Genomic DNA, 26,229 nt, shown 5'->3' on the forward strand with positions numbered 1-26,229 from the left:
TTAACCATAAACCGTTACTTATGAAAACCAGTTACTTACTTGGAATCTTGCTTCTCTTCTCTAATCTGATAAACAGTCAGGTTATAGATAATAAAATACAGGGGTACTATCAAGCAGGGTCTGATTCTAATATGTATTCATTTTTTGAGTTTGATGGCGATGGTAAAGTAAATATCGCCGGCTTGGGGACCGGTGATTATTTTACCAAGGCAGACTCCCTTATTATCTATCCGGATAAAAGCATTTTTAAATTTAAAATAAAAGGGAAGACGCTGTTAGGAGTTTCGAGCTGGGTTGAAAATAAAACCTGGGTCAGAAAAGATACTCTAACCACAGATAATAGAAAAGATGCCGCCGTGTCTCAAAATAAAGCAGCTTTATTATATGAATATTATAAGCTTACCGGCACTTCCAAAGCACTTGATTTTATGCTGGCTGAGAAAATTAAGGACTCTTATACCGAAAAAATCAGCGTGCTGTGCAATAAAGGACTTGGAAAAGCCTGTCTGGATTATTTCGGAATACTTTTAATTCAGGATCAGGGATTGGGATCTCTCTTGAAACCTGAAAAAAATAAAAAAGTAAAACCTGCTAATAAACAGCTCATTGCTTTGGGAAATAAAATTATTGCACAAGGTGAACCGGAAGGCTACACTGTATTGGGTTCTTATTATTACATTCTGGGAGACCAAAAAAAGGCAGAAGAACTGTGGAATACAGGAGCAGATAAGGGTAGCCAGAAATCGGCAATGGCCTTGTTTCAACTAGAAATAGGTCAATAAAAATAAGCATGGTACAATTTATACTAAGCATCATGCTGTTTATGAGTCAGTTTGTCTATAACCTATTATACTAAATAGTTGATTACAGCTGCTTACAAATTCACTATACAAATACCATCCAAATGAAAACAAAGACACTCCTTCTTGTCGCTTTGGTGTTTCTTATCTTTCAATCCTGTAAAATGGAAAATACGCCCGAGGAGTATTTCGATATTACCACACTGAACACGAACATTTTCTTTGAGTTTGGCTCCGGGGATTTTAAAAGAATGCAGCAGGATAAAAATGGAGGCCAACTCATGGCTTTTGATGATAAAAACACTTTTGTTGCCAAATCATATGAGGATCATATTCTTCGATTTAAAATTCCATATCTGCAACAAGCAATAGAGAAAATTAAAGATTTAAAACCCACAGATGAAACGGCTCCTATGATTAACGCCTCGCTGGATCTCTTTAATTTCGTAAAAAAGAAATACCAAACCGACTATCTTGAAACAGCGCGCCTGCTGGACCAGAAAGTGTCAAAGGAAGAAATTGACAAAGCTATTTTAAAAATAGATACCGATAATGCACGTGAATTTGCCCGCAGGTATAAAAAATTACGGGATCTGGCACTTCCATATGCTGCAAAACACGGAATCCAAGTGAAAAATTTTTAAACTATCCTACTACCCCATTTAGAATATCAGAGCTTGTTTACAGTAAAAAAACGCATGCAGCTTAGTATTATGAAAATTTTGGAATAGGTAACATTTTTGCCACAAAAGTCAAGGTAATTTTAACAATATTCAACACTTTAAGTTTTTTGAAAAATCGTGTCACATGGTTATTTAGAAAATATAATTCCAGCAATATCAGGTTAAAAAAGTTAGGTTCGACGCTAATATATTCCATCATAAAGAAATAAAGAAATAAAGAAATTAAAAGTTATACAATTTTAAATCAATCCCCAACAGGACATCCAAACCAAATTGTTCAAGCCCTACAATGACATCTTTTTACCAGTAGTAGGCCAATCTTTTCAAATCTTCCATAAAATTTATAGAAATTTGTCTGGTCGAGGTCACTCTTAAAAAAAAGTTAAAACGAAAGTTTTAGCTTTTTTTTTGGCCTTTTCCTATCTATTTAACCAGTTAATACCTCTAAAAATAATGGTTTGGGTGTCCTATAGAGTTGTCCTTATTGGATTCAAACCGCTTCCAAAGCCTGTAAATATGATACTTGTAGAAATTCCTTATCTTTATATTAACAATAATTTACGTTTATGGAATCTCAAGAAGAAAAGGTCAAAGGAAAATTACACCCTCAGAAGACTCAAAAAAATGCTTAATGATGAAGGAATCAATATTACTTTGGAATAAGCTGTAGAAATTTTGAGTTTCTTAAAAAAAAATGGCAAATGCTGTAGTAATAATTTTTTTTAATGAAAAAGACAAAGATTTGTAAACATGAATCACATAATAATTTACGTAGCTGAATGGTCTATTTTTTTTTAGAATTAAAAGGACTGTAATGCAAAAACTGTTATAGACATGTTCAAATATAAAACTTGCTTCAGTAAAGTTATTTACTCTATATAAAATAAAGCAGGATATTATTGGATGTGTTGGCTTGGCTTGTGCTCTGAATTTTGCTTAAAAATTCAGTTAGGAATTTTTATTTGTAATCTTTTATTATAAATTTACGCAACTGTCGCAAAGGGCAAACCGTTAGTTAGAATTCAATAAAAAATCAAAAAAAAATGAAATCAATTCAATCAATCACTTTTATTTTATTATTTATAACACAATTGGTTTTTGCACAAAGTAAGAAAGAAAAATTAGAACAACTTTTTGAATTTTACAATCAACAAAATCTATTTAACGGTTCTGTTTTTATTTCTGAAAAAGGAGAAACTTTACTAAATAAAGGTTATGGATTATCAAATGTAGATTTAAAAAAGGAAAATAACGCTAACAGCATTTTTCAAATATATTCCATAACAAAAACTTTTACAGCAACGGTAATTTTAAAATTAGTAGAAGAAAAAAAACTTTCATTACAGGATAAACTTTCAAAGTTCTATCCAGATTATCCCGATGCAAGTGCTATTTCAATTGAAAGTTTGTTAACCCATACCTCTGGAGTTTATGACTATACCAGAGGAAATGATATGAAAGACCAAACGGAAAAATCATTTATTGAATTTCAAAAAACAAAACCTTTGGATTTTCCAGTTGGAACTGATTGGAGTTATTCTAACTCGGGATATTATTTTCTAGGCTATATAATTCAAAAAGTTACTGGAATAAGTTACGAAAAAGCAGTTGAAAAATACATATTTAAACCATTGAAAATGAAGCAAAGTGGTTTTGCTTTTAAAAATCTAAAAAGTGAAAATAAAGTCATTGGCTATGAGATTTTTTCTGAAAAAGAACAAAAACCATCGATTGTTTATGATCCACCTATGCCTTTTGCAGCTGGTGGAATATACTCAACTGTTGAAGATTTAAACAAATATTATAATGGACTAAAAAATTACAAAATTATCTCTAAAAAAAATTTAGAAAAAGCATATACACCTTTCAAAAAAAATTATGGTTATGGTTGGATTATAATGCCAATGTTTGGAAAAATGACAGTTGGTCATAGTGGTTATGGAGCTGGTTTTTGTAGCAATTTTGTTCAAATTCCCGAAGATGATATCTGCATTATACTGCTTACAAATACAGAAAGAGGTTTAAACACTGCCACTTATGCTATTATGAAAACTTTGTATAATTTGTATAATAAAGATTATAAAATTCCAATTGTAGCCAACATAAGCTCAGAAACTTTAAAGCAATATGTGGGAACTTATCAAGTAGAAAACAATTTTGTAATTTACCTTACAATTGAAAACAATAAATTAAAATTGCAAAGTGGAAACGGGCCCACAACTATTCTATATCCTGTAAAAGAAAATTTATTTTACGCTGAAGAATTAATGGGTGATGTAATTTTTGAAAGAAACAAGACTTCACAAATAGAGTCATTAAATTTTCATATAGGAAATCAACTAAAAAAAGCAAAAAAAATATTTCCTTCTTGGGGAATTGTAGGAAGTGCCACAGAAAAAGGCTGGGAAGGTCCTGATGCAAAACTTTTTGAAACTGAAACAAAAGGAATTTGGACAATTAAAAATGTGACTTTAACAACAGGAGAGCTTAAATTTCGTTTTAATGACGATTGGACTTTAAATTTTGGAAAAGATATGAGCGACGGAATAATGCCAAAAGGAAATAGTATAGAAATTTTAACAGGCGTTTATGATATTATTTTGGACATAACTGATTACGAAAAACCAAAATACAAAATTTTCAAGAAAAGTTAAAAAACAGCCTACAACAGCTAAGGGATTCGTTGCCGTGCGTAGCACGAACAATGATGGACTTGATACTATTTCTGCCACAAAAAGCTAAGGCGAATTAAAGACTAATATGTTGCAATTCTATACGTTTTTAACTTTCTTGACTAAATCATGGCACACAACTTAATAAATATTTATAAATGCAACTTAGTCATGGGGCAAATGCTTAGGTTTCGAATCATCCTCTCCACTCTAAACCTTAGCCATGGGTGAAAAAAATAAAATTGTCATCAAATTTTGACTTGAATAATTTAATGATAATAGTTTAATTTTACTTGATCAAGGTATAATTCTATGAAGCATTACTTTTCCTCAAGTAGATGTTTTTTACTTGACTTTATTTAATCAAAAATTTTAATTTTAACTTTTTTAACATTTAACCCCTACAATACATACAAACCTCTCTTGAATAAAAATTCAAAATAATTATCTTACAAATTCACTTGAAAATAGGCTAATTTCTTTAAATCGTTCAAAAAATGGTTTGTAAATTGTTCAGTAAGTCACTTAAGGAGACAACTAGTAAATAGTTGTCTCTTTTTTTATACATTAATTTGTAGATTTTTTGAGCCTTTACGATCAAATATTTTATGGTTCTAATTTTTCAAAAGGAATCCTTAGTCTGTTTGAAATAAACAGCCTAAAAGTGACTTTATCTGAGATTTAATAGAAGCTGAACGATGGTTCGAAATCCTGTTAAGGATATAGGATTTTTTTCTCTCTTGGTTTATCGTAATTTATTGATACTAAATATAGTAATTCCAAAATAATTTTAGCTTCCTTCTCATCTATCGATGTATCATTTCAGTTTTTAGAGACTGCTTTTTGTTTCTTCTTGCAAGTTATTTATAAAATCTTCAAAGCTATTAGCGACTAATTCAAAAGTATCTTTTTTTGTTTTCCACTCTATTTCCATTTGGTATAATAATATTTATCAATTGATTCATCATCAAATGATATACAAAAAACCCAGCCTCCATTATCTATTGCAAAAGGTAGTTTTTTTCCCAAACCTTGTTCTTTGAATTCTTTAACAAAATCGTACATCATCTTATAAGTTCTAAATTGTGAAATTTCAAACAACTTCCCATCACTATTTATATACTTATTTTCCTTTACTGACAAATCTGCATATTCTGAAATAAAATCTTTAATATTATCAGGAATTTTTATACCGGCTTCATTTTCAATTCTACTGTATTGATGCGGTAAAAAGCGATCATTTAAAGTTAACTTCCTCATAGTTTTTTTGCTTGTACTTTTTCATTTAAATGCATTATTCTCCCACGGCAGTTGCCAATAAAATCAAATATAGGGAAATAAATCATTTTTAGCTCCAGTGAAACAACAATCAATGAGTGAGCTTAAATATTTTTATCTGTAACTCAAATTAGCTAATATGATCATCTAATTGTGATCTGAATATTCTCAGAATTATTATTTAATTTTATTAAAAATTTATTTGGATTCTTCAATTAAATACTAAATTATATGTTCTGATTTAATTGTAGTATAATTTATTTACTAAACTAGAACATTCTTATTGTTTTACATTTTTTAACATTTAACTTCTACGATACATACAAAGCGCTTCTTAACAAAAAACAAAAGCAATTATCTTATGATTAAGTTGAAAATAAGCCAATTTCTTCAAATCATTCATAAATGATTTGTAAATTGTCATTAAGGTCACCACAGCAAAATGGCGCCAATTGGCGCCATTTTTTTTATACCTATTAACAAATGAGTTTGAATTGTTTTTTGCTGTATTTTTCTTTTTTACAATCATATTATAATAAAGAAAAAACTGTAACAAATAAGTGTTTACACTAAAATAAGACAAATTCAAATTTAGCGTTCGATAACTTAACAGTATTAGAACACCAATAATGAGGAACAGAAATTAAGTTTTATGTTCTTCTAGATTATTTTCAACTGCTATTCAAAGGCAAATAATGATATCTCATTTAGAAAATAGTTTATCATTTCATTATTACTTAAATCTTCCGCTACCGTTGAGCAAGTCAAAAAAATAGACTGATTTTTTAATCAGTAACATTAAACCTGCTACCATATTTTAAAGCTATTTGCTTTTAAACTGCATTATACGCCTTCTGTACTTCCTTTCCAATAAAACAGCATTAAACCTAATCCTGTCATATAAGAGTCCTAAAAGCAAAGCCATAACTCCTATTAATAAAACATGTAATCCCATATTGGAATAAAAAATTCCACCTGTTATTCCCCCTATAAAGAAAAAACTGATAATGGTCATTCGTAGATTTATCGATACAAACAGCTTTTTTCTAAAGGAATCTTCATGATAAAAAAACAGTTGGGACAATTCGATTCCCAAATCTGTAAAAAGACCTGTCAGGTGTGTTGTTCTTACAGTAGCATTAGATATTTTTGTTACCAAAGAATTCTGTAAACCCATTGCAAATAATAAGGTATAGGCTATAAAGTCAGGATTCCGTATAATTAAATGCTCTCCAAAGACAGCAGTCCCTAACAAAATTATGCTTTCAATTGCTGTTGGAATTACATAAGTGTATTTTTCATTTCTTCGCAAGAGAAACTCAACCAGTAAACTTGAAAAAAAAGATCCCAAGAAAAAGAAGAAAATATATAAAAAGTAAATAAATCCCTGTTTGAAATTAAGTTTAAAAATCTCATCTACAAAAAAAGCAAAGTGTCCTGTAACATTGGTTGTTAATTTTTGAACTGCCAAAAAACCCGCTACATTTACCAATCCTGCCACAAACGATAATAAAGAGGCAATTTTAAGATTATGTCTTAGATTTCTTTTGTTTCCATGATGTTTGAACATTGTATTTTACTATTTTATAATTCTTAAATTATAATTATCACTGAACGGTAAGATTCCACTAAACTAAGTAAGACATAAACCGTCAGCAAAAAAATGGTGTCGTACATAAACGATCTATTGATCTTAACTATTAGCTAAAAAAGTAATCGCATCTGTTAGATTTTTCTTTATTACTAAATACTGCAATAAACTCTTGTAATTCACCAATAGTTTTAAATGGTATTTCAAAAAATTGAAATATTACCATCCTGATCCAAAATACGTACAATTTTGAATATATCCTTAAAAGTTAAACTTTAATTTAATTATAGTTGAGTTTGTTGCCTAGTATCCAGTTCCTTCAGAAAATCGTTTATTCCCATGTAGTGCTGGTTCTACGTCGAGAGACATTGTATCTGAAAACACTCAAAATATAATTCTCAATTAGCTCCAAACCATTTTATAATTTGGAACTGAAGGCGTTTCAATGTAAAAACAATTCACCATCTATCTCAACCTTCACTTCCAAGTTGAATAACAGTTCTGATTACAAAGATATAAGTTTGATTTTTTGACGAAACTGTATAAAAAAAACGTCAGCAATTGAATGCTGACGGTCTCTCTTGGCAAATAAATTATAAAAATTTAGAAACTAAAACTCAATCTCGCAAAAACAAAGCGTCCGTTTTGACCAAATTGAGATACATTTCTGGAATATACAAATTGATTTTGATTGGATAAGTCGATAGCAGTTGCGGCCGGGGCATACGTGACATTTCCACCTGCATCAACACCATTAGCTCTTCTTGCCGTTTGTGGCCCTAAATTTTTGTCCGGATAAATGTCAAGAATATTATTGGCACCAATTACGACTTTGGTAATAGCAGAAATTTTAAAACCAACAGAAAAATCAGTAATAATTTTACCTCCCCAAACAGGATGCTCATTTTCTACGGCTTTACCATTTACAATAGTTGCGCCTACAAAACCATCACCATTTACATCCGCGACGTTTGGATCTGTAACTTCTCCAAAATAAACATTTCTCAAAAAGAAATCTAATTTTTTATAAGTAAGATTGTTGGTCAGGTTTACTTTTACTCTTGGTATGGCTTCTTCCAAATAAATTCTGGATGATTCAGAAAAATAAGTATTTACCTGACCTGCAGCTTCAAGGACTGGTGAGGCATGAATTTGTCCTACCTGACGGGTCTTGGAAAAAGTTCCTGATAAATCATTTTTCAGAGTCATATTTTCATTTAAGTTAAGCTTGTTGGTAATCACAACATCAATTCCTTTTGATTCGGTATCGATGGCATTGGCAAAGAAAGTTGCCGCATTTGCACCCGCCTGATCATATAAAGGCTGCGTTACTGGTGTTGGAGTAAATTGATCTGTAAGTACAACCCTGTCGTCTATTTTTATGTAATAAGCATCGGCAGTTATGGTAATATTGGCAGAAGGAATTTTAGCCGTAAATCCGGCGCTGTAACTTGTAGATTCTTCCTGTTTCAGTTTAGGAATTCCCAGAAGTTCGGCAATTTTAGAATCATTACTGAAAGTTCCTACTTCAAAAGGAATGCCTCCTGTAAATTGCGTAGCTGTTGATTCGTAATAAATTTGGTGTAAAGACGGCGCTCTAAATCCAGTTGAAATAGCACCACGTAAATTGATATTGTCTGTTAATTTATAACGAGTTGCTATTTTATAATTGGTTGTATTTCCAAAATCAGAATAATTTTCAAAACGAACAGCGCCATTCAATAACCACTTATCGGTAATATCCCATTCTAAATCTGTGTAAAAAGCATAACTGTTTCTGTTTTCTTCTTTTGCATTTTCTGCTCTGTATCCCGGAAAAACCTGAGCTCCTCCAGGCCTTGCAGCGCCAAAGAAGTCAGTAACCCGAATATTGGCTGGAGTTGTTCCTGTAACGACATTTCCATTTATATCATATTGACTGTAAGAATCAGGAACCCCGGCATTAATTCCGTATGTTTCATAACGGTATTCAGCACCAAAAGCAACGTTTAGTGTACCGAATTTTTTACTCATATCAAAATTCGTAGTGTTTTGGGTAAAACGCAAACCTCCAGCATCAAATTCATTGGGAGAGCCCTCTCTTAAGGTTGCATTTACGGTGTTTTCTATATTATAATCAAAGGCATTTCGACCATACGTATTACTCAAATCAAAATTCCAATCTTTGAAAATAGTTCCTCTTAGCCCTGTCGCAGCAGAAAGATCATTTATTGTCGAATGAATTTCAGGTAAAAAACCATCTAAATACAAGCCTGTGTACGATCTGGATTGATTAGGTCTTCTGTAAAAGCCGGCAGATTCACCTTCTCTGTAACTGGTTCCTCCAAATACATAAACTTCCAATTTGTCATTTATAGGATAAGCAGCATTCAAAAAGAACTGAACACTTTCAAACGAAGACTGACCGATTCTCATATTAAAATTCTTTCTTTCAAGATTTCTATACGCCAGTTCTCCATCGGTGGCATCAAAGTTTAAAGCGGTTTGCAATTGCGCAATAGTGGTCGCATTGCTGATCGCAGTTTGTTGTGCCCCTGTAAAGTAGCTTACTTGCGGCGCATATCCTTTTATTGTATTGATGATTTGAGTAGAATTGGGTGTGTTAGAAATATTTCCAAAAAGAGAATTGATATTAATTCCGTCTTCCGAAGCTCTTTGTTCAATAGCGTTATAAGCATTGTAAATTGTACCTGTTGCATCATTAGCCCTGCTTGTTGCATCGCGTAATTGTAAGCTTCCTGTTAAGTTAATAAAGCTTTTTTCTTTACCTAAATTTGTACCATAGTTTAGATCCAATTGATAATGGTTACCGTCATTACCGCCTCTGTGATCGTTCGCATTTCTCGAAAAATTACTTCCTGAAAAGAGATTGATATCGAGTTTTTTAGTGTCTTTTTTTATATTAAGATTGATCACGCCCGCAATCGCATCTGATCCATATTGAGCAGAAGCTCCATCTCTTAAAACTTCAATTTTATCAAGGGCAAAAGACGGAATAGCATTCAGATCTGTCCCTACAGATCCTCTTCCCGGCGTCCCGTTAATGTTTACCAATGATGAGGTATGTCTTCTTTTTCCATTTAATAAAACCAATACCTGATCAGGGCCTAAACCTCTTAATTGCGCAGGGTCAAGATGGTCAGTTCCATCAGCTACCGTTTGGGTATTGGAAGTAAACGAGGGCGCCACCATATTCAAAATCTGATTTAAATTGGTTTGTGCGCCTTGCGTGGCAATATCTTTCATTGCAATTACATCGATAGGAACGGCTGATTCTGTTACTGTTCTGGTAGGATTACGCGAGCCAATAACAACGACGTCTTGCAGCGTTTCACCACTTCCTCCCGATAATGTAATATTTACAACAGTTCCATTGACAGTTATGGTTTTTGTTTCTAAACCTACATACGAAAATTGCAGAACATCACCAATTTTGGCTTCAATAACATAATTTCCGTCAATATCGGTTACGGCTCCTTTTTTGGTACCAACTACCAAAACGCTAACACCAGGTAAGGAAGCGCCAGTCTCGTCGGTAACTTTTCCTTTTACAAGATCAATTTCTTTGTTTTTAAAAGTTGAGTTTCTGTTTTTTTTGCTGTCTGAATTCTCTGCAGCCTTTACACTAACATCAGTCAAAATAACAACTACAATAAATAAGGGAAAGGTTGCTTTTTTGAGTCGAAAGAACATTCTGTTTGTCAATAAATCGTTTTTCATAATTTTTATATTTGTTACTTATTTTAATCTTGAATGGAAAAGCAAAAAAGGTGTATAAAGTATTTCTGAAAACTTTATAATTATAAAAAATGAGGATTATATTTATTCTTGAAATCTATTTTAAAAGAACAAAAATTAAGGGCGACGTAAAATAGTTTTCTTTTTTCAATATTTTAGGATCGGTTTTCTTAGCAATTGTTTGTACGTTATTCATGCCATTGTATTAAGACTACACCAAAAACAATACAGTTTCGAATTATAAAAGTATGACAAAATCCTTACTTTTTGTTAAAAAACTACATTATTTTCAATAATTTAAAAGCAATCACTTGATTATGTTTTTTTTTAGAACTGCTTTGGATTAATTTCGGCGATCTAATCAAAATCTTCTTTTATCAAATTTTTAAGCATAGCTGCTACCATGTCTTTTTCAGAACGGTGATTCCACACCACATAAAAGTCAGTTCCAATGAGTCAAAAGAATTTTATAAAAGAAAAATTTAAAATTTTAAGTACTTTAAGTTTTGTGGCAAAATCGTGGCACATTGGTTTTGGAGTGGATACCTTTTTTACCATTAAAAGCAATGCCTGTTAAACTGCTTATTATCTAAATTGTCAACAGAATAAGTTTTCTGGCAAAATCGTGGCACAAACGATCTGAAAAATTAGAAATCCAGCAAAATAAACCTTTGCCAATTTAGAGTTCGAATGTGTAGGTAACAGGCTGATGAACATATAAGGCAGCTGAAAAAGCTTTGAAAGTCCTTTCCGCAGAATAATATCGACCTGCCCTCGCAAAAAGGACCTGTATCGCAGTGAGGCCATTATCTGATTCCAATTTACCCGTAGCTTCAAAGAGTAAATCTATATGTTAAACAATAAATAAAATCTCACACAAAAATATAATTTTTGTATTTTTTTGTGAGATTTTATTACTTAATAACTTAAAAATAAAATATGAAATTTATCACATTAAACTATGGAAGTCCAACTCTTTTGGTACTAGTTGAAGAAATACTTTACGTGGTACCAAAAGATGACGAACAGGGAACAAATACAATTAAGTTCAAATCTGGCCAAGAAATTTATACAACCAATACTATTGCGGAAATTTTAGCTCTAATAGAAGATCAGCCATAAGTAAAGTACCACAGTGTTCTAGATTTCATACCTAAAAGTGGACACAGAACACAAGAGCTTTGGTGTTAAAAGAAGAAAACTTAAAACAAAAACAATGCTTTAAAATATTTTGCTAATTACACTTACAGAAATTAGTTTTGCACTATTAAATAATATAAAATGCTTTTAAAGTACCTATAAGATACAAATTCAAAGATCATTACTAAGGGCAGAAAAGATACTTTAAGTTTTGTGGCAGAATCGTGACACGATCTATTTTGAAAAACTAGAAGCTCAGTAAAATCAAGCATTGACGAGTTTAGATTCGAAACTTTAAAAAGTCAATTTTATTTCCCTATGTGTCGCTTGATGTTTCTGTAAAAGTTTTAGATCAAAAAATTGCTAAAGCAGCAAGTTATTGGTCATGTTAATATAATGGCGAAAAGTACATAAACAATAAAAGGCATCTGAATACAGATGCCTTTTATAAGTTAACCGTTATAGTATATTATGCTATCACTACGTTTACTGCGTTTGGACCTCGGCGGCCTTCTTCAATGTCATAGCGTACTTCATCGTTTTCACGAATGTTTTCTGATAGACCTGAAACATGAACAAAAACTTCGTTTCCTCCATTACTTGGAGTTATGAATCCGAATCCTTTTTCTTCATTGAAAAATTTTACTGTACCTTCTTGCATTTTAATGTATTTAATTGCTCAAATGTACCGCTTTAAAATGAGAAGTTACTGAAATTGAGATTTTTATTTTACATTCATATAATTCTACATCTCAAAGACAACCTCATTGTAGAAAAAAATAGAGGTTTAAAGAGGACTTCTATTGGAAAAGAGAATGATATCGGCGCAACAATAAGGATGAAAGCGCATCTAATCATGATACGCAAAAAGAAAGATTATTATTTAATCCTTATGAGAAATATTCTTTTCAGAAACAAAAAATATATTTTTAACCGGATTTATTAAAGCCTTTGTCCAATGGAGAATGAATACTTTTTTCAGAATGAGAATAAAGCCGGTAAAAGAACTTGGTTTTTGTATATATAGGTTTGCTCCCTTGTTAAAAGTCTCTTCAATATCATTGGGGTGATTGGAAGTAGAAAGCATAACTGCAGGGATATCCTTAAGTTCCTGATCGCTCTTTATTTCTTCGAGTGCCTCCTTGCCTCCTTTAACGGGCATATTTATATCTATAAAAACGATATCAGGTTTTGGTTCAGCCGGATCTTTCAAGGTGTTAACCAATTCCTCCCCGTTTTCTACCGTAATAACTTCAGAAGGGACTTTTGTTGCATTAAGCGCTTCCATAAATAATTCCTGATCATCCTGATCATCCTCAGCCAATATAATTTTTACTGGTTCTTTTCCTTCTAGTTCATTAGAAGTCATGGCTGAATTTTTAGAACTTATCATATTGAAGCGGTTTTTATAATTGCCAAAAGTACTATAAATGTTTAATAAAATTTCAACAAAGCAATAATATTAAAATATATACATTTTTAACATTCACAGAACATAACCGTTAGGGAATTAATTATATTGAAGTTGTGCAATCATTAGTATTAAATCATATAACATGACTTTTTAGGCAGCACACTACTTTAGCATAAACCATAAAGCTAATAGATGTGCATAATAATTTAATTTTTCTACAAGATATATTAGTACATACTCCACTGCCCACTGCAGTTTATTGTACTGACGATTTAGTAATTTCCTTTGCTAATCCCGCCATGCGTAATTTATGGAATACCGGCGAGCAGGTTATTGGTAAAAAAATCGCCGATATCATTGCTGATTTTCATAAAGATTCGATTAGCGAAGAAATTCTCAGGGTAATGAAAACGGGAATACCTTTTCAGGCCAACGACCGAAAACTTGACATCCTTATAAAGGGAGTATGCGAACCACATTTTTTTAATTATAATTTTACCCCTCTTCGCAATGAAAAGGGAGTTGTTTATGGCGTAGTACATACCTGCATAGAAGTAACTAAATTACATGAAGCAAAAAGTCAAATAGTAAATTCTGATGAAATGCTGAGCATGGCAATAGAAGCTTGTGGTATGGGAACATATGAAGTCGACCTTACAACAAACAAGATTAAAACTTCTGATAATTTTAAAAAGCTCTGGTCCATCGACTCTGAAATTACTATAGAAGCACTGGTAGCAAAACTGCACCCTGACGATCGCCACCTTCGGGAAAAAGCTCATAAAGATGCCCTGGAAAACGGAATAGTCTGCTACGAAGCCAGAATTATACAGAAAGACAACTCCGAGAAATGGATTAAGGTTTTTGGAAAAATCATAAAAGATGAAAAGGGTGATCCATCAACAATTTTAGGAGTTGTACAGGATATACATGACCAAAAAGAATTTGAAGTTGAACTCAAAAGAAAGATCGAAGAAAGCACCTCGGAGCTCAGACGATCTAATGATGATCTACTTCATTTTGCCAATGTGGTGAGCCATGATCTTCAGGAACCGGTCAGGAAAATTAAAATCTTCAATGCCTTCTTAAAAAAGGAGATTGCCGGCCAGTTACCTGACCGTTCTGTTATGCACTTAAACAAAATTGCCCATTCTGCAACTCGTATGCAATGCATTATTGAAGGACTCCTTGCCTACTCTACTATGGACAAAAGCACTCAACCAGTTGAAAAGATTTTCCTAAACGATCTATTGGAGAACATCAAAACAGATCTTGAGCTTATAATAAAAGAAAAAGATGCCATTTTAATCATAAGCGATCTTCCTGAAATGGAGGGAGCATCTATTCTCATTCATCAGCTATTTTATAATCTTATCCAAAATGCACTCAAATTCACAAAAGCCAACCAGCCTCCCAGAGTTATTATTACATCGACACTAAAGACTATCAATTCGGTTGAATCTATTGAAATTTCCTTCAAAGACAATGGTATTGGACTGGATCCTATTTATGCAGACAAAATATTTAATGCTTTTGAAAGACTTCATTCCAAGAATGAATACGAGGGCAATGGGATTGGCCTGGCACTTTGCCAAAAGATAATTAACAGGCATAGTGGAACTATAATGGCTAAAGGAGAAAAAGAAAACGGTGCTGAATTCATAGTTACCCTCCCCCTAAAACAAGCTACTGAAAAAATCTAGAAATAACTATTGTTACTTACGGCTAGAATTGCATTATAGTGTTAATATAATATATGATTTCATACTAGTACCACATACTAAGCCAAATTATTTTACATAATTTAGCAAAAACAATTTTGCCTGTATTGTTATGTAGGCTAACTTGAAGGGCAGTAATAGAGAAATATAAATATGCTTTTACCTATAAAGGTGATAATAGAGTTTTAGCTATTTATGAATGCAGCAGAATTTGTGATTTTAATCTTATTTTTGATGCCCCGTAAATACTCTGCTACAAAATTTTCAAAAACGGCAAGATGTAAAGATATGTCCCTACTTGTAAAAGGCATCCGAAACAAACTTAACCCAAAAAAGCGGAATGATATATAAAGAGTTTCAGCCTGACAAATTACTAACCAATTTCGTTAAGGAGTATTGGTGGTTTGATAATTCAACAACTCAACAACTTGACTTTACAATTTTGCCCGATGGATGTTTTGACCTTATTGTGTCGCTTAACAATTACAAACAGGAAGGGATTTCGCTAACAGGACTTTGGACTAAACAAGTTGAAGTTTCCATTGAACCAAATCAGCAACTTTTCGGAATACGGTTTAAATTATTAGCGGTCGATTATATTTTGCAACATAAAATTTCGCCTTTTTGTAATAGCGAGCAAACACGCGATCCGGATTTTTGGCAAATAGACCAATTATCATTTACAGATTTAGAAAGCGTTACTGAAGAATTAAATAAAATTATGATTTCAATTCTGAGTGCGAAAAAAAGCATCGACAGAAAAAAACAGAATTTATTTAACTTATTGTATCAAACCCAAGGGCAACAGACTGTAGAATGGTATTCTCAACAGGTTTTTTGGAGCACCCGACAAATTAATCGATATTTCAAAGACAGATTTGGTGTTCCACTAAAATCATACTGCAAGATTCTAAAATGTTATGATGCATTTAAACATATAAAGAAAGGACAGTTTTATCCTGAACAAAATTATTTTGACCAGTCACATTTTATCAAGGACTTAAAAAAATATACAGGAAACAAACCAACAGAATTGTTTGAAAACAAAAACGACCGATTTTTACAATTAACGACGATGAACGAAAAGTAGTTTTGCATCTAAATAATTTAAAAAGCAACAAAATGAAATTCAGTAACATTAGACTTTTAGTAAACAACTTTGACAAGTGCTTCACTTTTTATAATGACATCCTTGGTTTAGAATGTAATTGGGGCAAACTTGGAGAAAATTATGCTAGTTTCACCGTTGGGGGTACATCAGTACTTGCGTTGTTTAAGGCAGAATTAATGAGTAGCGCCATAAACAAGGGCGAGGTCAGGGAAAACGAAATTCTGCAAGACAAAATCGCAATCATAATTCAAGTGGACAATGTCGATGAAACATATACTTCCCTGCAAGATAAAGGTGTAATATTCCTGACAGAGCCAAAAGATATGACCGCTTGGGGAATTAGAGTTGCACATTTTAGAGACCCGGAGAACAATTTATTCGAATTGTATTCAGACCTACTATAAAAACGGACAACTAGGTAATTTTGGAAGCCAAAGTCTCTATACAAGACATGTTAAGAATACTTTAAATGATCTATATTTTGAGTTTTTATAATTGGATATTTGAAAAAATAGATCAATAAATTTTAAATAGAAAAAAAATCAATCACTCATTCTCATATGACCAATCAAGATACCAATCCCCAACAGAACATCCAAACCAAATTGTTGATGCCATACAAAGACATGTCCTACATGTAGTAAGCCAACCTCTTTAAATCTTCCATAAAATTTATAGAAATTTGTCCTGTCGAGGTCACCACAGCCAAAAGGCGCCAATTGAAGACAATTGGCGCCTTTTTTATATAATTTATATAAAGTAATCTCAAAACCATCAACCAACTGATTTTTATTTTATAAATCTTTATTTTCGCTATTGATTACATTAAGCTTCAACTTGTACCCATCCTTCTAGTTTTTCGAATATTGTAATTAATTTTGATGGGATTTTTTTCTCTTCCACTGTATTAAGTTTAAGAATTGAAGTGATTTTATCTTCTTCTCCATTTTGGGTTAATTCTACCCAATCAGGATTAACAATCAAAGTTCTTCCGATTGCCACCATAGAAACACCATAATCTACAACCTGATCAGCCATTGCTGGTGTTGTAATACCTCCGGCAACCAGAACAGGAACTCTGCTGTTAACATAATTGTTTAGTACAACTGATATAGGTTCTTTAGAAAACTCTGAATCAATTGTTTTTTGATTGACAGCATCCAGCAACGAAAAATGTAAATAATCAATCTTTTCTTCAATCAGCTTATCCATTAGAATGAACGTATCTGGAAGCCCATAAGTTTGTTGTGGAAATTCTTCAGGTGATATTCTGTATCCTATCAGAAAAGGGCGATCAGCATATTTTGAAACTACATTTTTTACTTCTCTTAAAATTTCAAGGCTAAGTCGCAAACGATTTTCCAGAGAACCTCCCCATTGATCATTTCTATTATTGAAAAAAGGCGATATAAAATTTTGAAGCAAAAATCCGTGTGCTCCGTGAATTTCTACGCCATCAAAACCGGCTTCAATTGCCCTTCTGGTGGTCTCTCCAAATGCCTTTATAATTTCCAGAATTTCATTTTCACTCAATTCTTTTGAAAGATTTTCTTTTTCAAAAAGTACTATTGGTCCACTTGAGACAGCGCTTGCACTTACCACTTCTCCATCTGGGATAAGTTCAGGAATTGCTTTATTGCCTGCATGAAACATCTGTAAAATTGCCGGTGCTCCACCATTTTTAGCAGCATCCGCCAACTTCTTCAGACTTGGAAGGAAAGTATCGTCATATCCTGCAAATTCGTGGGTAAAACCAATGCCATTTGCTGTAACATGGGTACATCCTGTGATTACTAAACCAACACCATTTACTCTTTTTTTGTAATATTCTATTTCTTGATCAGATATAGTAAAGTCTTCATTAGATGACCAGGTAGTCATAGGCGACATCACAATTCTATTTCTCAAATTAATTCCGTTCCCAAATAACAAGGGAGCAAACAACTTATTATATTTATTCATTAGTTATTTTATTTTTAAACGCAGAGCTCCACTGAAAGCAAAACGATACTCCCAGTAAAAACTTTAACGAAATGATTTTTAATTATTTAGTATATAGATGAAAAAGCTTTGAAACAACTTTCCATTCACCATTAATTTTGATTAATGAATGATAATCGGTGAAATCTTCACCTGCTGCATCATGTTCCATTTCAATGCGAACAATTGCTGTGGTAGGTGTTTTGTGTAAAACCGTCAGATTGGTTTCGATGTTGGGTGCTGCACCAAATTTCTTCACGTAAGTATACAGATTATCTATACTACCTTGTGAAAAGTCATTACCTAAATAACCATACATAACCGCATCCTGATGAAAAGTCTTCTTTAATTCTGCTACGCTTCCTGTTTTTAATCCATGAACATAACCTTCCATTGCCGCCAAGACATCTTCATAATCCTGAACGGTATTTATATTTTGATTTACTGCCATTATTCTTATTTTTTAATTTGATAAATTTTACTAATGATTTTCCAATCGCTGCCGTCTTTTACCAGGGTAAACATATCTGCATATTTGTCCGATCCAAACTGAGATTCGATTCTCACTATTGCTGCATTACCTTCTACATCCAGAGTGGTCAATTTGTACTTCGCTTCCATTGGCTTCGCGGCAGAAAACCCATCAAATAGTGCTTGGATAGGAACACTTTTTAATGCTCCATTTTCAGACCACGACATTGTTGCAGTTAATGCAAATGCTGGTTTTGCAATATTGCCATCACCTTTTTTTCCTGCTTCTACATATAAATCTATTGCTTTCAGGATACCTTCTTTTTGTTCTTGATTGTTTTGCATAACTTCTGTTTTATTGTTTTGATTATTTTTGTCTTGACAGGAAACTAATAAACCGCCAATTGTTAATGCTGAGATAGTAGCTACGGAGAATATTTTTTTCGAAATTTTCCCAGTGCCTTGCCTAAAGCCATTAGTATTAAGATCTGTGGAACTTGGAACTGCGTTTTTTCGTTCTGGAATGTTTTTCATAAATCGTTTTGTTTTAGTTGAATATTGTTAATTCTTTGAGCATAACGAACTTTACTGCCTGACAGAATAGTTGTGCTCTATTTCTAAAACAAAGGTACAATGACCAAATCATGAAGTTTTTTCTAATTAGCTCAAAGATTTTGACTAATTAGTCCTTTTATAGAATTGGAAATTATGCAATGTGGAAGTTTCTCAATTAAATAAGATTTGTTATAAAAACTTTTTTAGTGAGAAATTGAGAATAAGATGGGACTTTAATTCAAATAATTGAATACTGAAATTTTATCGAAGTTGATTTATGCTTCAGCAATCACTAACGAGAGATACTTGGTGCCTGCCCGTGAAATTCTTTGTAAATTCTTGAAAAGTGAGAGACGTTTTCAAATCCTAGGGAATAACAGATGTCTGAAACCGACAAAGCAGTAGTTTCCAGCATATTTTTTGCCTTTTCCAATCTCTTTTCTCTGATCCAGGTTGCTGGTGCAACATTGTATATATTTTGAAAATCTCTTTTAAAACTTGACAGACTTCTTCCGGAAAGATAAGCCAGTTCAGCAACAGAGACTGGTGAAGCATAATGCTGTTCCACTACATTACGGATATCAGTTCTTACAGGCTCGTGCAACTGGAGAATTTGTAAAAACATATTTCGGTTGCATTCTGCAACATCATAAAGTAATTCCATAATCTTCAGGCGAAGCTGTCCGGGATGAACTACAGAGTGATCAAAAAAGTAAGGCTTTAGAGAATGGGCAAATGCAACCAAACATTCATTCATTGGGTAAACTCCTGTCTTAATTTCTCCTTCAGGTTTTGAGAACTTAATTTCTGAAGTTGATAAAAAAGATTTTAGAACATCATCTTTGATACTGAACATGAAACTATCGTAAATATTATCATTTTCACTATTTCCGAATTTGTGATACTTTACAGCAGTTGCTTTTTTTAGCAAAATCATATCATTCTTTCCAAGCTTATATTCCTGCTTTCCATAAGTAAGATCAACGGACCCTTCCAGTACAATAAGGAGCAAATGCTGTTCTAGGTACATGATTCCTTTAACTTCTGTACTGTGTATACACTGCTCAATTACTGAACAACCATCTAACATCAAAAAGTTTTGCGGCGCATCGCACCCAATTAAAGAAGTTGGAACTTTAATCATTTTTTTCATACCACAACTGTTCAAGCTCTAAAGCGGTTATAATTTTGTTCTAGAAAATCTTTTGAAATTTATCCTAAAATAGCATAGACTCAACTGCAAAGATACAAGCATTGTAAAAAATATATTTTTCTATTTAGTCCAAATATTCTGCCCTTTTAGTCCCAAAGACAATTGATGTTTAAAATATTAGGCAAAAATAAAATAAGTTAACCCTCAGAAAAAAGATACCAATCCCCAACAGTACATCCAAACCAAAATACTGAAGACATATAAAGACAGTCTCTACTTCCAGTAAGCCAACCTCTTTAAATCCTCCATAAAATTTATAGAAATTTGTCCTGTCGAGGTCACCACAGCCAAAAGGCGCCAATTGTCTTCAATTGGCGCCTTTTTTTATTTAAAAAATCATTAATCAATATATTAGGGATCAGGTGCAAAAGTTGGGGATTAGGCAAAAAAAGTCCCAATCTCGAAATTTCCGGATTGGGACTTTTTTTGGTAATAATTCCGTTAAGGCATCTTTAACTAATCAACTTTACAGAACGAAACTAAATCTTCATAAGTTCCTACGCCGCCTTCACCATTTGTAAGATTTGCTGTTGCTGTTGCTTTGATTGTATAAGCACAAGGCAATAAATCATTGACAGTCTGTGTTGGAGGCGTAAACACCAATTCTGTTGTCCCAAAAGTTTCCGGAGCTGCCATAAGAGCAATAGGATTAAAATCAAAACTTTGACCTGGTTTGTGAGGACCTATAATAGAAAGGCCAACGCTACCCAGATTTTCATTTCGAGCGCCATATTTTATATGCAACGCCGTTGTTATTTTACTGCATCCGCTCATGCCTGATATTATTTCCTGTATATCCAGAGATAATGCTATACGCTGGCCATTGACAGTTGCTGGAGCCCAACTTCCGTGTTTGTTTACATTGTTATAAATAACATTGTATATACTAATGGCTTTAGAAGTACCGGCTACAAGTTCTGTCGCACTGTTATTGCCTTCTCTTTGTCTCATGCGAATCGCAAAATAACGATTCAGAGTATGAGGACGTGCAGCAGAAACTGTTGAATTCCCAATACCTGACGTTGGCATTGCCATATCAATATTTGTTACACCGGTAAGTGTTTCGGTGTCCAAATATAATATTTGGGCATCTGTATGCGGTGCAAAATTGGATTCCTGAGGTACTTCAATCCAATTACCGTTAAAAGTAACTGTTTTTTCTGTTCCTGTACCATTAATATAGTATGGCTCCTGATCAAACGGATTTGCCGGATCTCCTGAAGGAGTCCACAAGTATCCAATATTTGTTTTAGCAATCATATTAGGTACAACCGGATGCCAACCTGCCGGATTAAGCGCTGTTGCAGGAGTTGCTACCTCCTGATATTCAAATAGATATTGCATCGGGTTTCCATTAATTTTTTTGCTGATAGAACCCACCATATTAACGGATGAAAAGAATGCAAATCCACTGGCTTTACCATCTGTGATTCCTGCCTGGATAGGAATATGCTGTATCAGTCCAAAATGGGTAAAGGAAGGCGGGATCGGAGGATCAACAGGTATAAGTTTATCAGAACATAATTTCACGCATAAGCAATATCCCACATTGTTTCTTCGATTAGCCGCAGTTTCCAAGGCAAATCTCTGCCCGTTATATTCGAGTTGAAAATACACATCCGGACCGCTGGCAAAAGGAAATGTAATATCTGTCTCAATATTGAAAGCTGGTGAAAGAAACGTTTTTTTGAATTTGAGAGAATCGTAATAAATGATAAAATGCCCATTATTATCGGTTAATCCCCTACCAAGCTCATCATCCGTAACAAAATCGGCATCCATGGCAATCACGTTAATTCCAATTAATGGCTTACCGGTTTTGCAGTCTACTAATTTTCCGCAGATAGTCCACACATCAAAATACCGTCCTTTAATTTCGCACCACCATCTGTTCGGAATCGTATAAGAATATTGTCCGATTCTGGTATCTGCTGTAGCCTGGCCTTCAGCATCCCATTTCGGATAAAATGTAGTAACGTGGAATTGTCTTATTGGAAATTTTTTCGGTGGCAGGGCCCCTTTAGGCACTGTACCACATTCAAAATCAAATTCTAAGGCTGAATCAGCATAATCTCTTTTTAATTCAATCAGGAATTCACCCGAATCCTCAGTCATACCCTCACCTACTAATCTGCCTTCTTTCTCCTTAACTTCCTGTGGAGTTAATAATCTAAATGTTTCTTTTTCGGAAGCAGCTAGCGCACCTTCAACATTTGTTCTCTTTTCAGGCAGGTACAAACGTACTTTAACCTGACTGACATTTTCTTCACAGTCTTCGCATAAACGTCCTAAAAGTCTTCCTTTAATAAAATTTCTCATAATAATTAACTTGTTGTTTACCTACTCTATTCCCTTTTCGGCATACGGTTTAATATTAAAATTACGAGACAAACTTATCAACTATTCAACTGAAAAACAGCAGGATATACACCCAATTCCAAAGGGTAAATTTCCCCTTTTTAGACATCACAATCATAACAAGGAATTCTATGATTTACAAAATACATTATCTCCTAATTGGGAAAAATGGAAAGAAAAATTAGAACACGCTCTTTCATAATTTTAGCTTAGGAATATGCAGTAAACGTTCCAAATCTTCCATAAAAAAGTTTGACATTTGTTCCGTCGAGGTCACTGCTATTTACAATATACTAATGGGAATTACATAACTACCAACCCTTTAAGTATAACAAATAGACTTAAGTTGATACTATCTTTACGAAAAATAAAACCTGCCATGGAAAACTTAAATATTCAAACTCAGAAAATTCAAAAATGTCCGTATCAGGTTATGGCTTACGGTGACAATAATTGTGATGTGGCCTACCGCACTCCATATAAAGGAGACTGGGGTCATTGGGATGAACCTACTGAAGATTTACTGCCTAATATAAACACAGAGGATACTGAAATGGTTCTGAATTAAACTTCGTGAAATTCAGAACTTCCTGTTCACTTATAAAAAATAAAAAAGCCTATTTTATAATAAAATAAGCTTTTTTATTGTCTTGTTTTTGATGACAGATTTCAAAGATTGCAATTCTGACAACTATACTTTATGCGTACTTCGTGCACTTGCTTTATAATTAATAATAAACATAAAGCATAATTTTTGAATTAGAACTGTCGATAATTTTCTCCAGCCTTTTAAAAAACATTTCGTTTACCATTGGGCAGCCGTGACTATTGCTGATATAATAATCCTGCTCCTCGTAGGGTACAGCCGAATACTGGTGCAGCACAACAGCTCTTTTTAAGGCATTGCTGTTGGAATCATCCAGTCCGTTAAGCCTGTAGGCTTTTCCGAAAATACCAGTATAGGATTTCTCGACCGAGTATCGGCCAAGGGAAGTGCAATTTGAATTGGGAGTATTGCTGAATTTCAATTCTCCTCTTATTCCGGTTTCCGATCCGCTTCCATGGGCTACAAGACCCTGATCAAGTATCTTGTTATTTTGAAGGTCGTAGACAAAAAAACGGTTCTTGCCCGATTTAATTTTCATGTCAACCAAAAAGGCAATCTTAGTATTATAACGACCATTATTGCCTAGTACCGATTTGATCTCGCTAACGTGATCAGCAAGCCTTAAAAACTCGAGCTCCGATAATGCTTCTTTTTTATCAGTTGCATTGTAGGTGGTAAAGGAACTCAAAGAAACAAACAATACCATAAAAAATATTTTCATACGCACTATAAAATTGGGTTAAGTAAATTGAGATTTGGGAAACTGTAAAACTTAAACTTTCATTTTTTGATGTTGCAAAATTATGCATATATTTTATATAATTCCCATGTTGCCCTTGTTAAATATTTTATAAATAACTGATTTACTGATAAATATACTTTCTAATACAAAAGCTTTTTTTAAGCTTTTCTTCTCACAATCTATCCGTTTCCTGATTTTCTCATCCCCCCTTCTCTAATTAGTTCTACTGCATCGTGGGTTTGCTAAGTTATCTCCTGAAGTCTTATCAGGATGGGTTAAGATAATTATTTGATCTAATCGACTATATCTATTAGTTTATTCTTTCAGACTTTCAAACATCTTATTTATTCTCCTTTTTCTTATAGCCCAAACTCGGTGCAATACGTAAATTTGAACAGGAATAACAAGAGAAATAAAACTTAAGGAAACCAATTTTTCATTGGTTAACGATATAGTTGAGATAAAATAGCCCAAAAGCATTACAATTGCAAATACTCGTGTAGCAATAGAAATAACAGCATAGTTTTTAATTTTGATTAAGTAATTTTTTAATGATTCCAGAATAGTTTCTCCATTTATGGGATTGCCTACGATTTGAAATCCCAATACATTATGTACCAGTATAAAAATAACTGAAACGACAAGCAGGAAGTTCCAAAGAGAGGATTTTAAGTGTCCGTCAAAAATATTATAATATACCGCCAGGAAAATAGCCCAAAGAATCGTTTCTATTAGCAGTTGTATTTTTATGCCTTTTAATACCGGATTATTGTTTTCTAAAATTATTTTTTGAATGTCTGTTTTACTCAATGCTGCTTTTCCTGCATTTTGATACTCTGATTTTAAGTTTTCTAATTCCATAATTATGTATTTAAAATTACCTTTAATTTTTTCTTAATTCTGTTCAAGCGAACTCCTATGTTGTTTTCTGAAATCCCAATGATTTCTGCAATTTCTACATAACTGAAATCGTCCAGATAAAGTCCGATAAGTGCCCGTTCATCATCACTCAGTTGGCGAATCGCCGAAAACAGGAGTTCCTCTCGCCAGTGTTCTGCGATTTCCGGGACGATATTTTTATCCGGAACAGTATCAGAATACAATAATTTGACTTTGTTTTTTCTAAATGATGCCATGGCAGTGTTTAATCCTATACGATACATCCATGTTGATATTTTAGACTTTCCCTGAAATTTGGGATAGGATTTCCAAAGTTGATAGATTATCTCCTGAAAAAGATCTTCCTGATCTTCGGGCGTGTCCCTATACATTCGGCAAATCTTATGAATCAATGCCTGATGCGGAAATATTACATCTGTAAATTGATCTTTCATAATTGATTGTTTACTTTCTTCATAATTTCTATTTTATGCATTGGTTGATAAAAACTTGAAAAACTTACAGTTGCGGTATTTTTTTTCTAAATTACTATTTTAAAACAAACAATAATACATCCTTTATTCAGGTTAGAGGTCACAAAATTAAATGCCCTTTCATAACGAAGGGATATTTTATTCCGTTACAGAATCAATCTGAGGCGTTTTTTTATCTTCTCAACGCCCCTCTCTCTGATCAGTTCTACTGCATCGAACATTTTGATTAAATGAATATAGGTTAGATTATGGAACAGAAAACGTAAAACGTTTCAGAGAAATGCTTAACATAAAACAGGAAGCATTAGCTTTTGATCTGGGAGAAGACTGGAACCAAAAGAAAATTTCTATGCTGGAGCAGAAAGATGTAATTGAAGACAGCCTGCTGAAACAAATTTCAGCAGTATTAAAAATTCCTGTTGAAGCTTTTCAGAATTTTGATGAGGAACAAGCGGTGAATATTATTTCGAATACATTTGACAATTGTCAGCAACCTGCATCTGTATTTTACAATTCTACCATTAATCAAATTGATCAATTGATTAAACTACATGAAGAGAAAATTGCTTTATATGAGCGTATGTTGAAGGAGAAAGATGAAATGATGGCGAGGCTTGGGAAATTAATCAATAAATAATTATTTATAAAGATATATTATTCTATAAAGAGACTTTCGAGTCTCTTTTTTGTTTTAGACCATTATTTACGGGTGCGAAGTCAGGAGACATTCACACAGATTTTCATAAGAACTCTTCGGAGAGCGGATTTAGTTTTTTAGATTA

At 33.1% G+C, this 26,229-nt stretch carries 23 protein-coding genes; 10 read left to right on the forward strand and 13 right to left on the reverse strand.

Annotated features, from left to right (window positions below):
* Window positions 1-20: 20 nt before the first annotated feature.
* The 3 genes from ASC72_RS14000 (at window position 21) to ASC72_RS14015 (ending at window position 4,137) form a co-directional block, all read left to right on the forward strand.
* Complete coding sequence (locus ASC72_RS14000; protein WP_056191723.1) at window positions 21-782, forward strand: hypothetical protein; 762 nt, start codon at window positions 21-23, stop codon at window positions 780-782.
* Window positions 783-904: 122 nt separating this feature from the next.
* On the forward strand, window positions 905-1,444 hold the full coding sequence (locus ASC72_RS14005; protein WP_131725818.1) for a hypothetical protein: 540 nt from the start codon (window positions 905-907) through the stop codon (window positions 1,442-1,444).
* A gap of 1,082 nt (window positions 1,445-2,526) precedes the next feature.
* A complete protein-coding gene (locus ASC72_RS14015) occupies window positions 2,527-4,137 on the forward strand; it encodes a serine hydrolase (protein WP_056191729.1) in 1,611 nt (536 codons plus the stop codon).
* A gap of 942 nt (window positions 4,138-5,079) precedes the next feature.
* Here ASC72_RS14015 and ASC72_RS14020 read toward each other — a convergent pair.
* From ASC72_RS14020 to ASC72_RS14035, 3 genes are all read right to left on the reverse strand, one after another.
* Window positions 5,080-5,415 (reverse strand): SMI1/KNR4 family protein, encoded by a 336-nt coding sequence (locus tag ASC72_RS14020; RefSeq protein WP_056191732.1) that lies wholly within the window; start codon window positions 5,413-5,415, stop codon window positions 5,080-5,082.
* 841 nt (window positions 5,416-6,256) lie between these two features.
* Window positions 6,257-7,003 (reverse strand): YoaK family protein, encoded by a 747-nt coding sequence (locus ASC72_RS14030; RefSeq protein WP_056191735.1) that lies wholly within the window; start codon window positions 7,001-7,003, stop codon window positions 6,257-6,259.
* A 624-nt stretch (window positions 7,004-7,627) separates the two neighbouring features.
* Window positions 7,628-10,744, reverse strand: coding sequence for a TonB-dependent receptor (locus tag ASC72_RS14035; protein ID WP_082564305.1), 3,117 nt, complete (start codon window positions 10,742-10,744; stop codon window positions 7,628-7,630).
* A gap of 469 nt (window positions 10,745-11,213) precedes the next feature.
* On the opposite strand from ASC72_RS14035, the gene ASC72_RS24705 reads away from it, so the two are divergent.
* Entirely contained in the window at window positions 11,214-11,339 is a 126-nt protein-coding gene (locus tag ASC72_RS24705) for a hypothetical protein (RefSeq protein ID WP_256380477.1), read from the forward strand.
* Window positions 11,340-11,701: 362 nt separating this feature from the next.
* A complete protein-coding gene (locus ASC72_RS14040) occupies window positions 11,702-11,884 on the forward strand; it encodes a hypothetical protein (protein WP_056191737.1) in 183 nt (60 codons plus the stop codon).
* Window positions 11,885-12,371: 487 nt separating this feature from the next.
* Here ASC72_RS14040 and ASC72_RS14045 read toward each other — a convergent pair whose 3' ends face one another.
* Window positions 12,372-12,563, reverse strand: a complete 192-nt coding sequence (locus tag ASC72_RS14045; protein ID WP_056191739.1) for a cold-shock protein — start codon at window positions 12,561-12,563, stop codon at window positions 12,372-12,374.
* 222 nt (window positions 12,564-12,785) lie between these two features.
* Complete coding sequence (locus ASC72_RS14050; protein WP_157849280.1) at window positions 12,786-13,271, reverse strand: response regulator; 486 nt, start codon at window positions 13,269-13,271, stop codon at window positions 12,786-12,788.
* 239 nt (window positions 13,272-13,510) lie between these two features.
* Between ASC72_RS14050 and ASC72_RS14055 the strand changes: the two genes are divergently transcribed.
* From ASC72_RS14055 to ASC72_RS14065, 3 genes are all read left to right on the forward strand, one after another.
* Window positions 13,511-15,019, forward strand: coding sequence for an ATP-binding protein (locus ASC72_RS14055; protein ID WP_082564306.1), 1,509 nt, complete (start codon window positions 13,511-13,513; stop codon window positions 15,017-15,019).
* 358 nt (window positions 15,020-15,377) lie between these two features.
* Window positions 15,378-16,127, forward strand: a complete 750-nt coding sequence (locus ASC72_RS14060) for a DUF6597 domain-containing transcriptional factor (RefSeq protein ID WP_056191745.1) — start codon at window positions 15,378-15,380, stop codon at window positions 16,125-16,127.
* 32 nt (window positions 16,128-16,159) lie between these two features.
* Window positions 16,160-16,552, forward strand: coding sequence for a VOC family protein (locus tag ASC72_RS14065; protein WP_056191747.1), 393 nt, complete (start codon window positions 16,160-16,162; stop codon window positions 16,550-16,552).
* Between the two features lie 421 nt (window positions 16,553-16,973).
* Here the strand turns inward: ASC72_RS14065 and ASC72_RS14075 are convergent, their stop codons facing one another.
* From ASC72_RS14075 to ASC72_RS14095, 5 genes are all read right to left on the reverse strand, one after another.
* Entirely contained in the window at window positions 16,974-18,110 is a 1,137-nt protein-coding gene (locus tag ASC72_RS14075; protein ID WP_056191751.1) for an NADH-dependent flavin oxidoreductase, read from the reverse strand.
* An 82-nt stretch (window positions 18,111-18,192) separates the two neighbouring features.
* Window positions 18,193-18,579 carry a nuclear transport factor 2 family protein gene (locus tag ASC72_RS14080; RefSeq protein WP_056191753.1) on the reverse strand — a complete coding sequence of 129 codons (387 nt, stop codon included), beginning with the start codon at window positions 18,577-18,579 and terminating at the stop codon, window positions 18,193-18,195.
* A gap of 5 nt (window positions 18,580-18,584) precedes the next feature.
* On the reverse strand, window positions 18,585-19,133 hold the full coding sequence (locus tag ASC72_RS14085) for a nuclear transport factor 2 family protein (protein ID WP_056191755.1): 549 nt from the start codon (window positions 19,131-19,133) through the stop codon (window positions 18,585-18,587).
* A gap of 313 nt (window positions 19,134-19,446) precedes the next feature.
* Entirely contained in the window at window positions 19,447-20,307 is an 861-nt protein-coding gene (locus tag ASC72_RS14090) for an AraC family transcriptional regulator (protein ID WP_056191758.1), read from the reverse strand.
* Window positions 20,308-20,823: 516 nt separating this feature from the next.
* Window positions 20,824-22,686 (reverse strand): hypothetical protein, encoded by a 1,863-nt coding sequence (locus tag ASC72_RS14095; RefSeq protein WP_056191759.1) that lies wholly within the window; start codon window positions 22,684-22,686, stop codon window positions 20,824-20,826.
* Window positions 22,687-23,104: 418 nt separating this feature from the next.
* On the opposite strand from ASC72_RS14095, the gene ASC72_RS14100 reads away from it, so the two are divergent.
* On the forward strand, window positions 23,105-23,293 hold the full coding sequence (locus tag ASC72_RS14100; protein ID WP_056191762.1) for a hypothetical protein: 189 nt from the start codon (window positions 23,105-23,107) through the stop codon (window positions 23,291-23,293).
* 160 nt (window positions 23,294-23,453) lie between these two features.
* On the opposite strand, the gene ASC72_RS14105 is transcribed toward ASC72_RS14100, so the two are convergent.
* From ASC72_RS14105 to ASC72_RS14115, 3 genes are all read right to left on the reverse strand, one after another.
* Window positions 23,454-24,053 (reverse strand): murein L,D-transpeptidase catalytic domain-containing protein, encoded by a 600-nt coding sequence (locus ASC72_RS14105; RefSeq protein WP_056191765.1) that lies wholly within the window; start codon window positions 24,051-24,053, stop codon window positions 23,454-23,456.
* A 336-nt stretch (window positions 24,054-24,389) separates the two neighbouring features.
* Window positions 24,390-24,935, reverse strand: coding sequence for a hypothetical protein (locus ASC72_RS14110; protein WP_056191767.1), 546 nt, complete (start codon window positions 24,933-24,935; stop codon window positions 24,390-24,392).
* A 2-nt stretch (window positions 24,936-24,937) separates the two neighbouring features.
* The gene (locus ASC72_RS14115) at window positions 24,938-25,408 is read right to left on the reverse strand and encodes an RNA polymerase sigma factor (RefSeq protein WP_056191769.1); all 471 of its coding nucleotides are present in this window, start codon (window positions 25,406-25,408) and stop codon (window positions 24,938-24,940) included.
* A gap of 319 nt (window positions 25,409-25,727) precedes the next feature.
* Between ASC72_RS14115 and ASC72_RS14120 the strand changes: the two genes are divergently transcribed.
* Window positions 25,728-26,084 carry a helix-turn-helix domain-containing protein gene (locus tag ASC72_RS14120; protein ID WP_056191771.1) on the forward strand — a complete coding sequence of 119 codons (357 nt, stop codon included), beginning with the start codon at window positions 25,728-25,730 and terminating at the stop codon, window positions 26,082-26,084.
* Window positions 26,085-26,229: the final 145 nt, after the last annotated feature.

It is taken from the genome of Flavobacterium sp. Root420 (genome assembly GCF_001427905.1).
In the GTDB taxonomy this organism is placed as follows: domain Bacteria; phylum Bacteroidota; class Bacteroidia; order Flavobacteriales; family Flavobacteriaceae; genus Flavobacterium.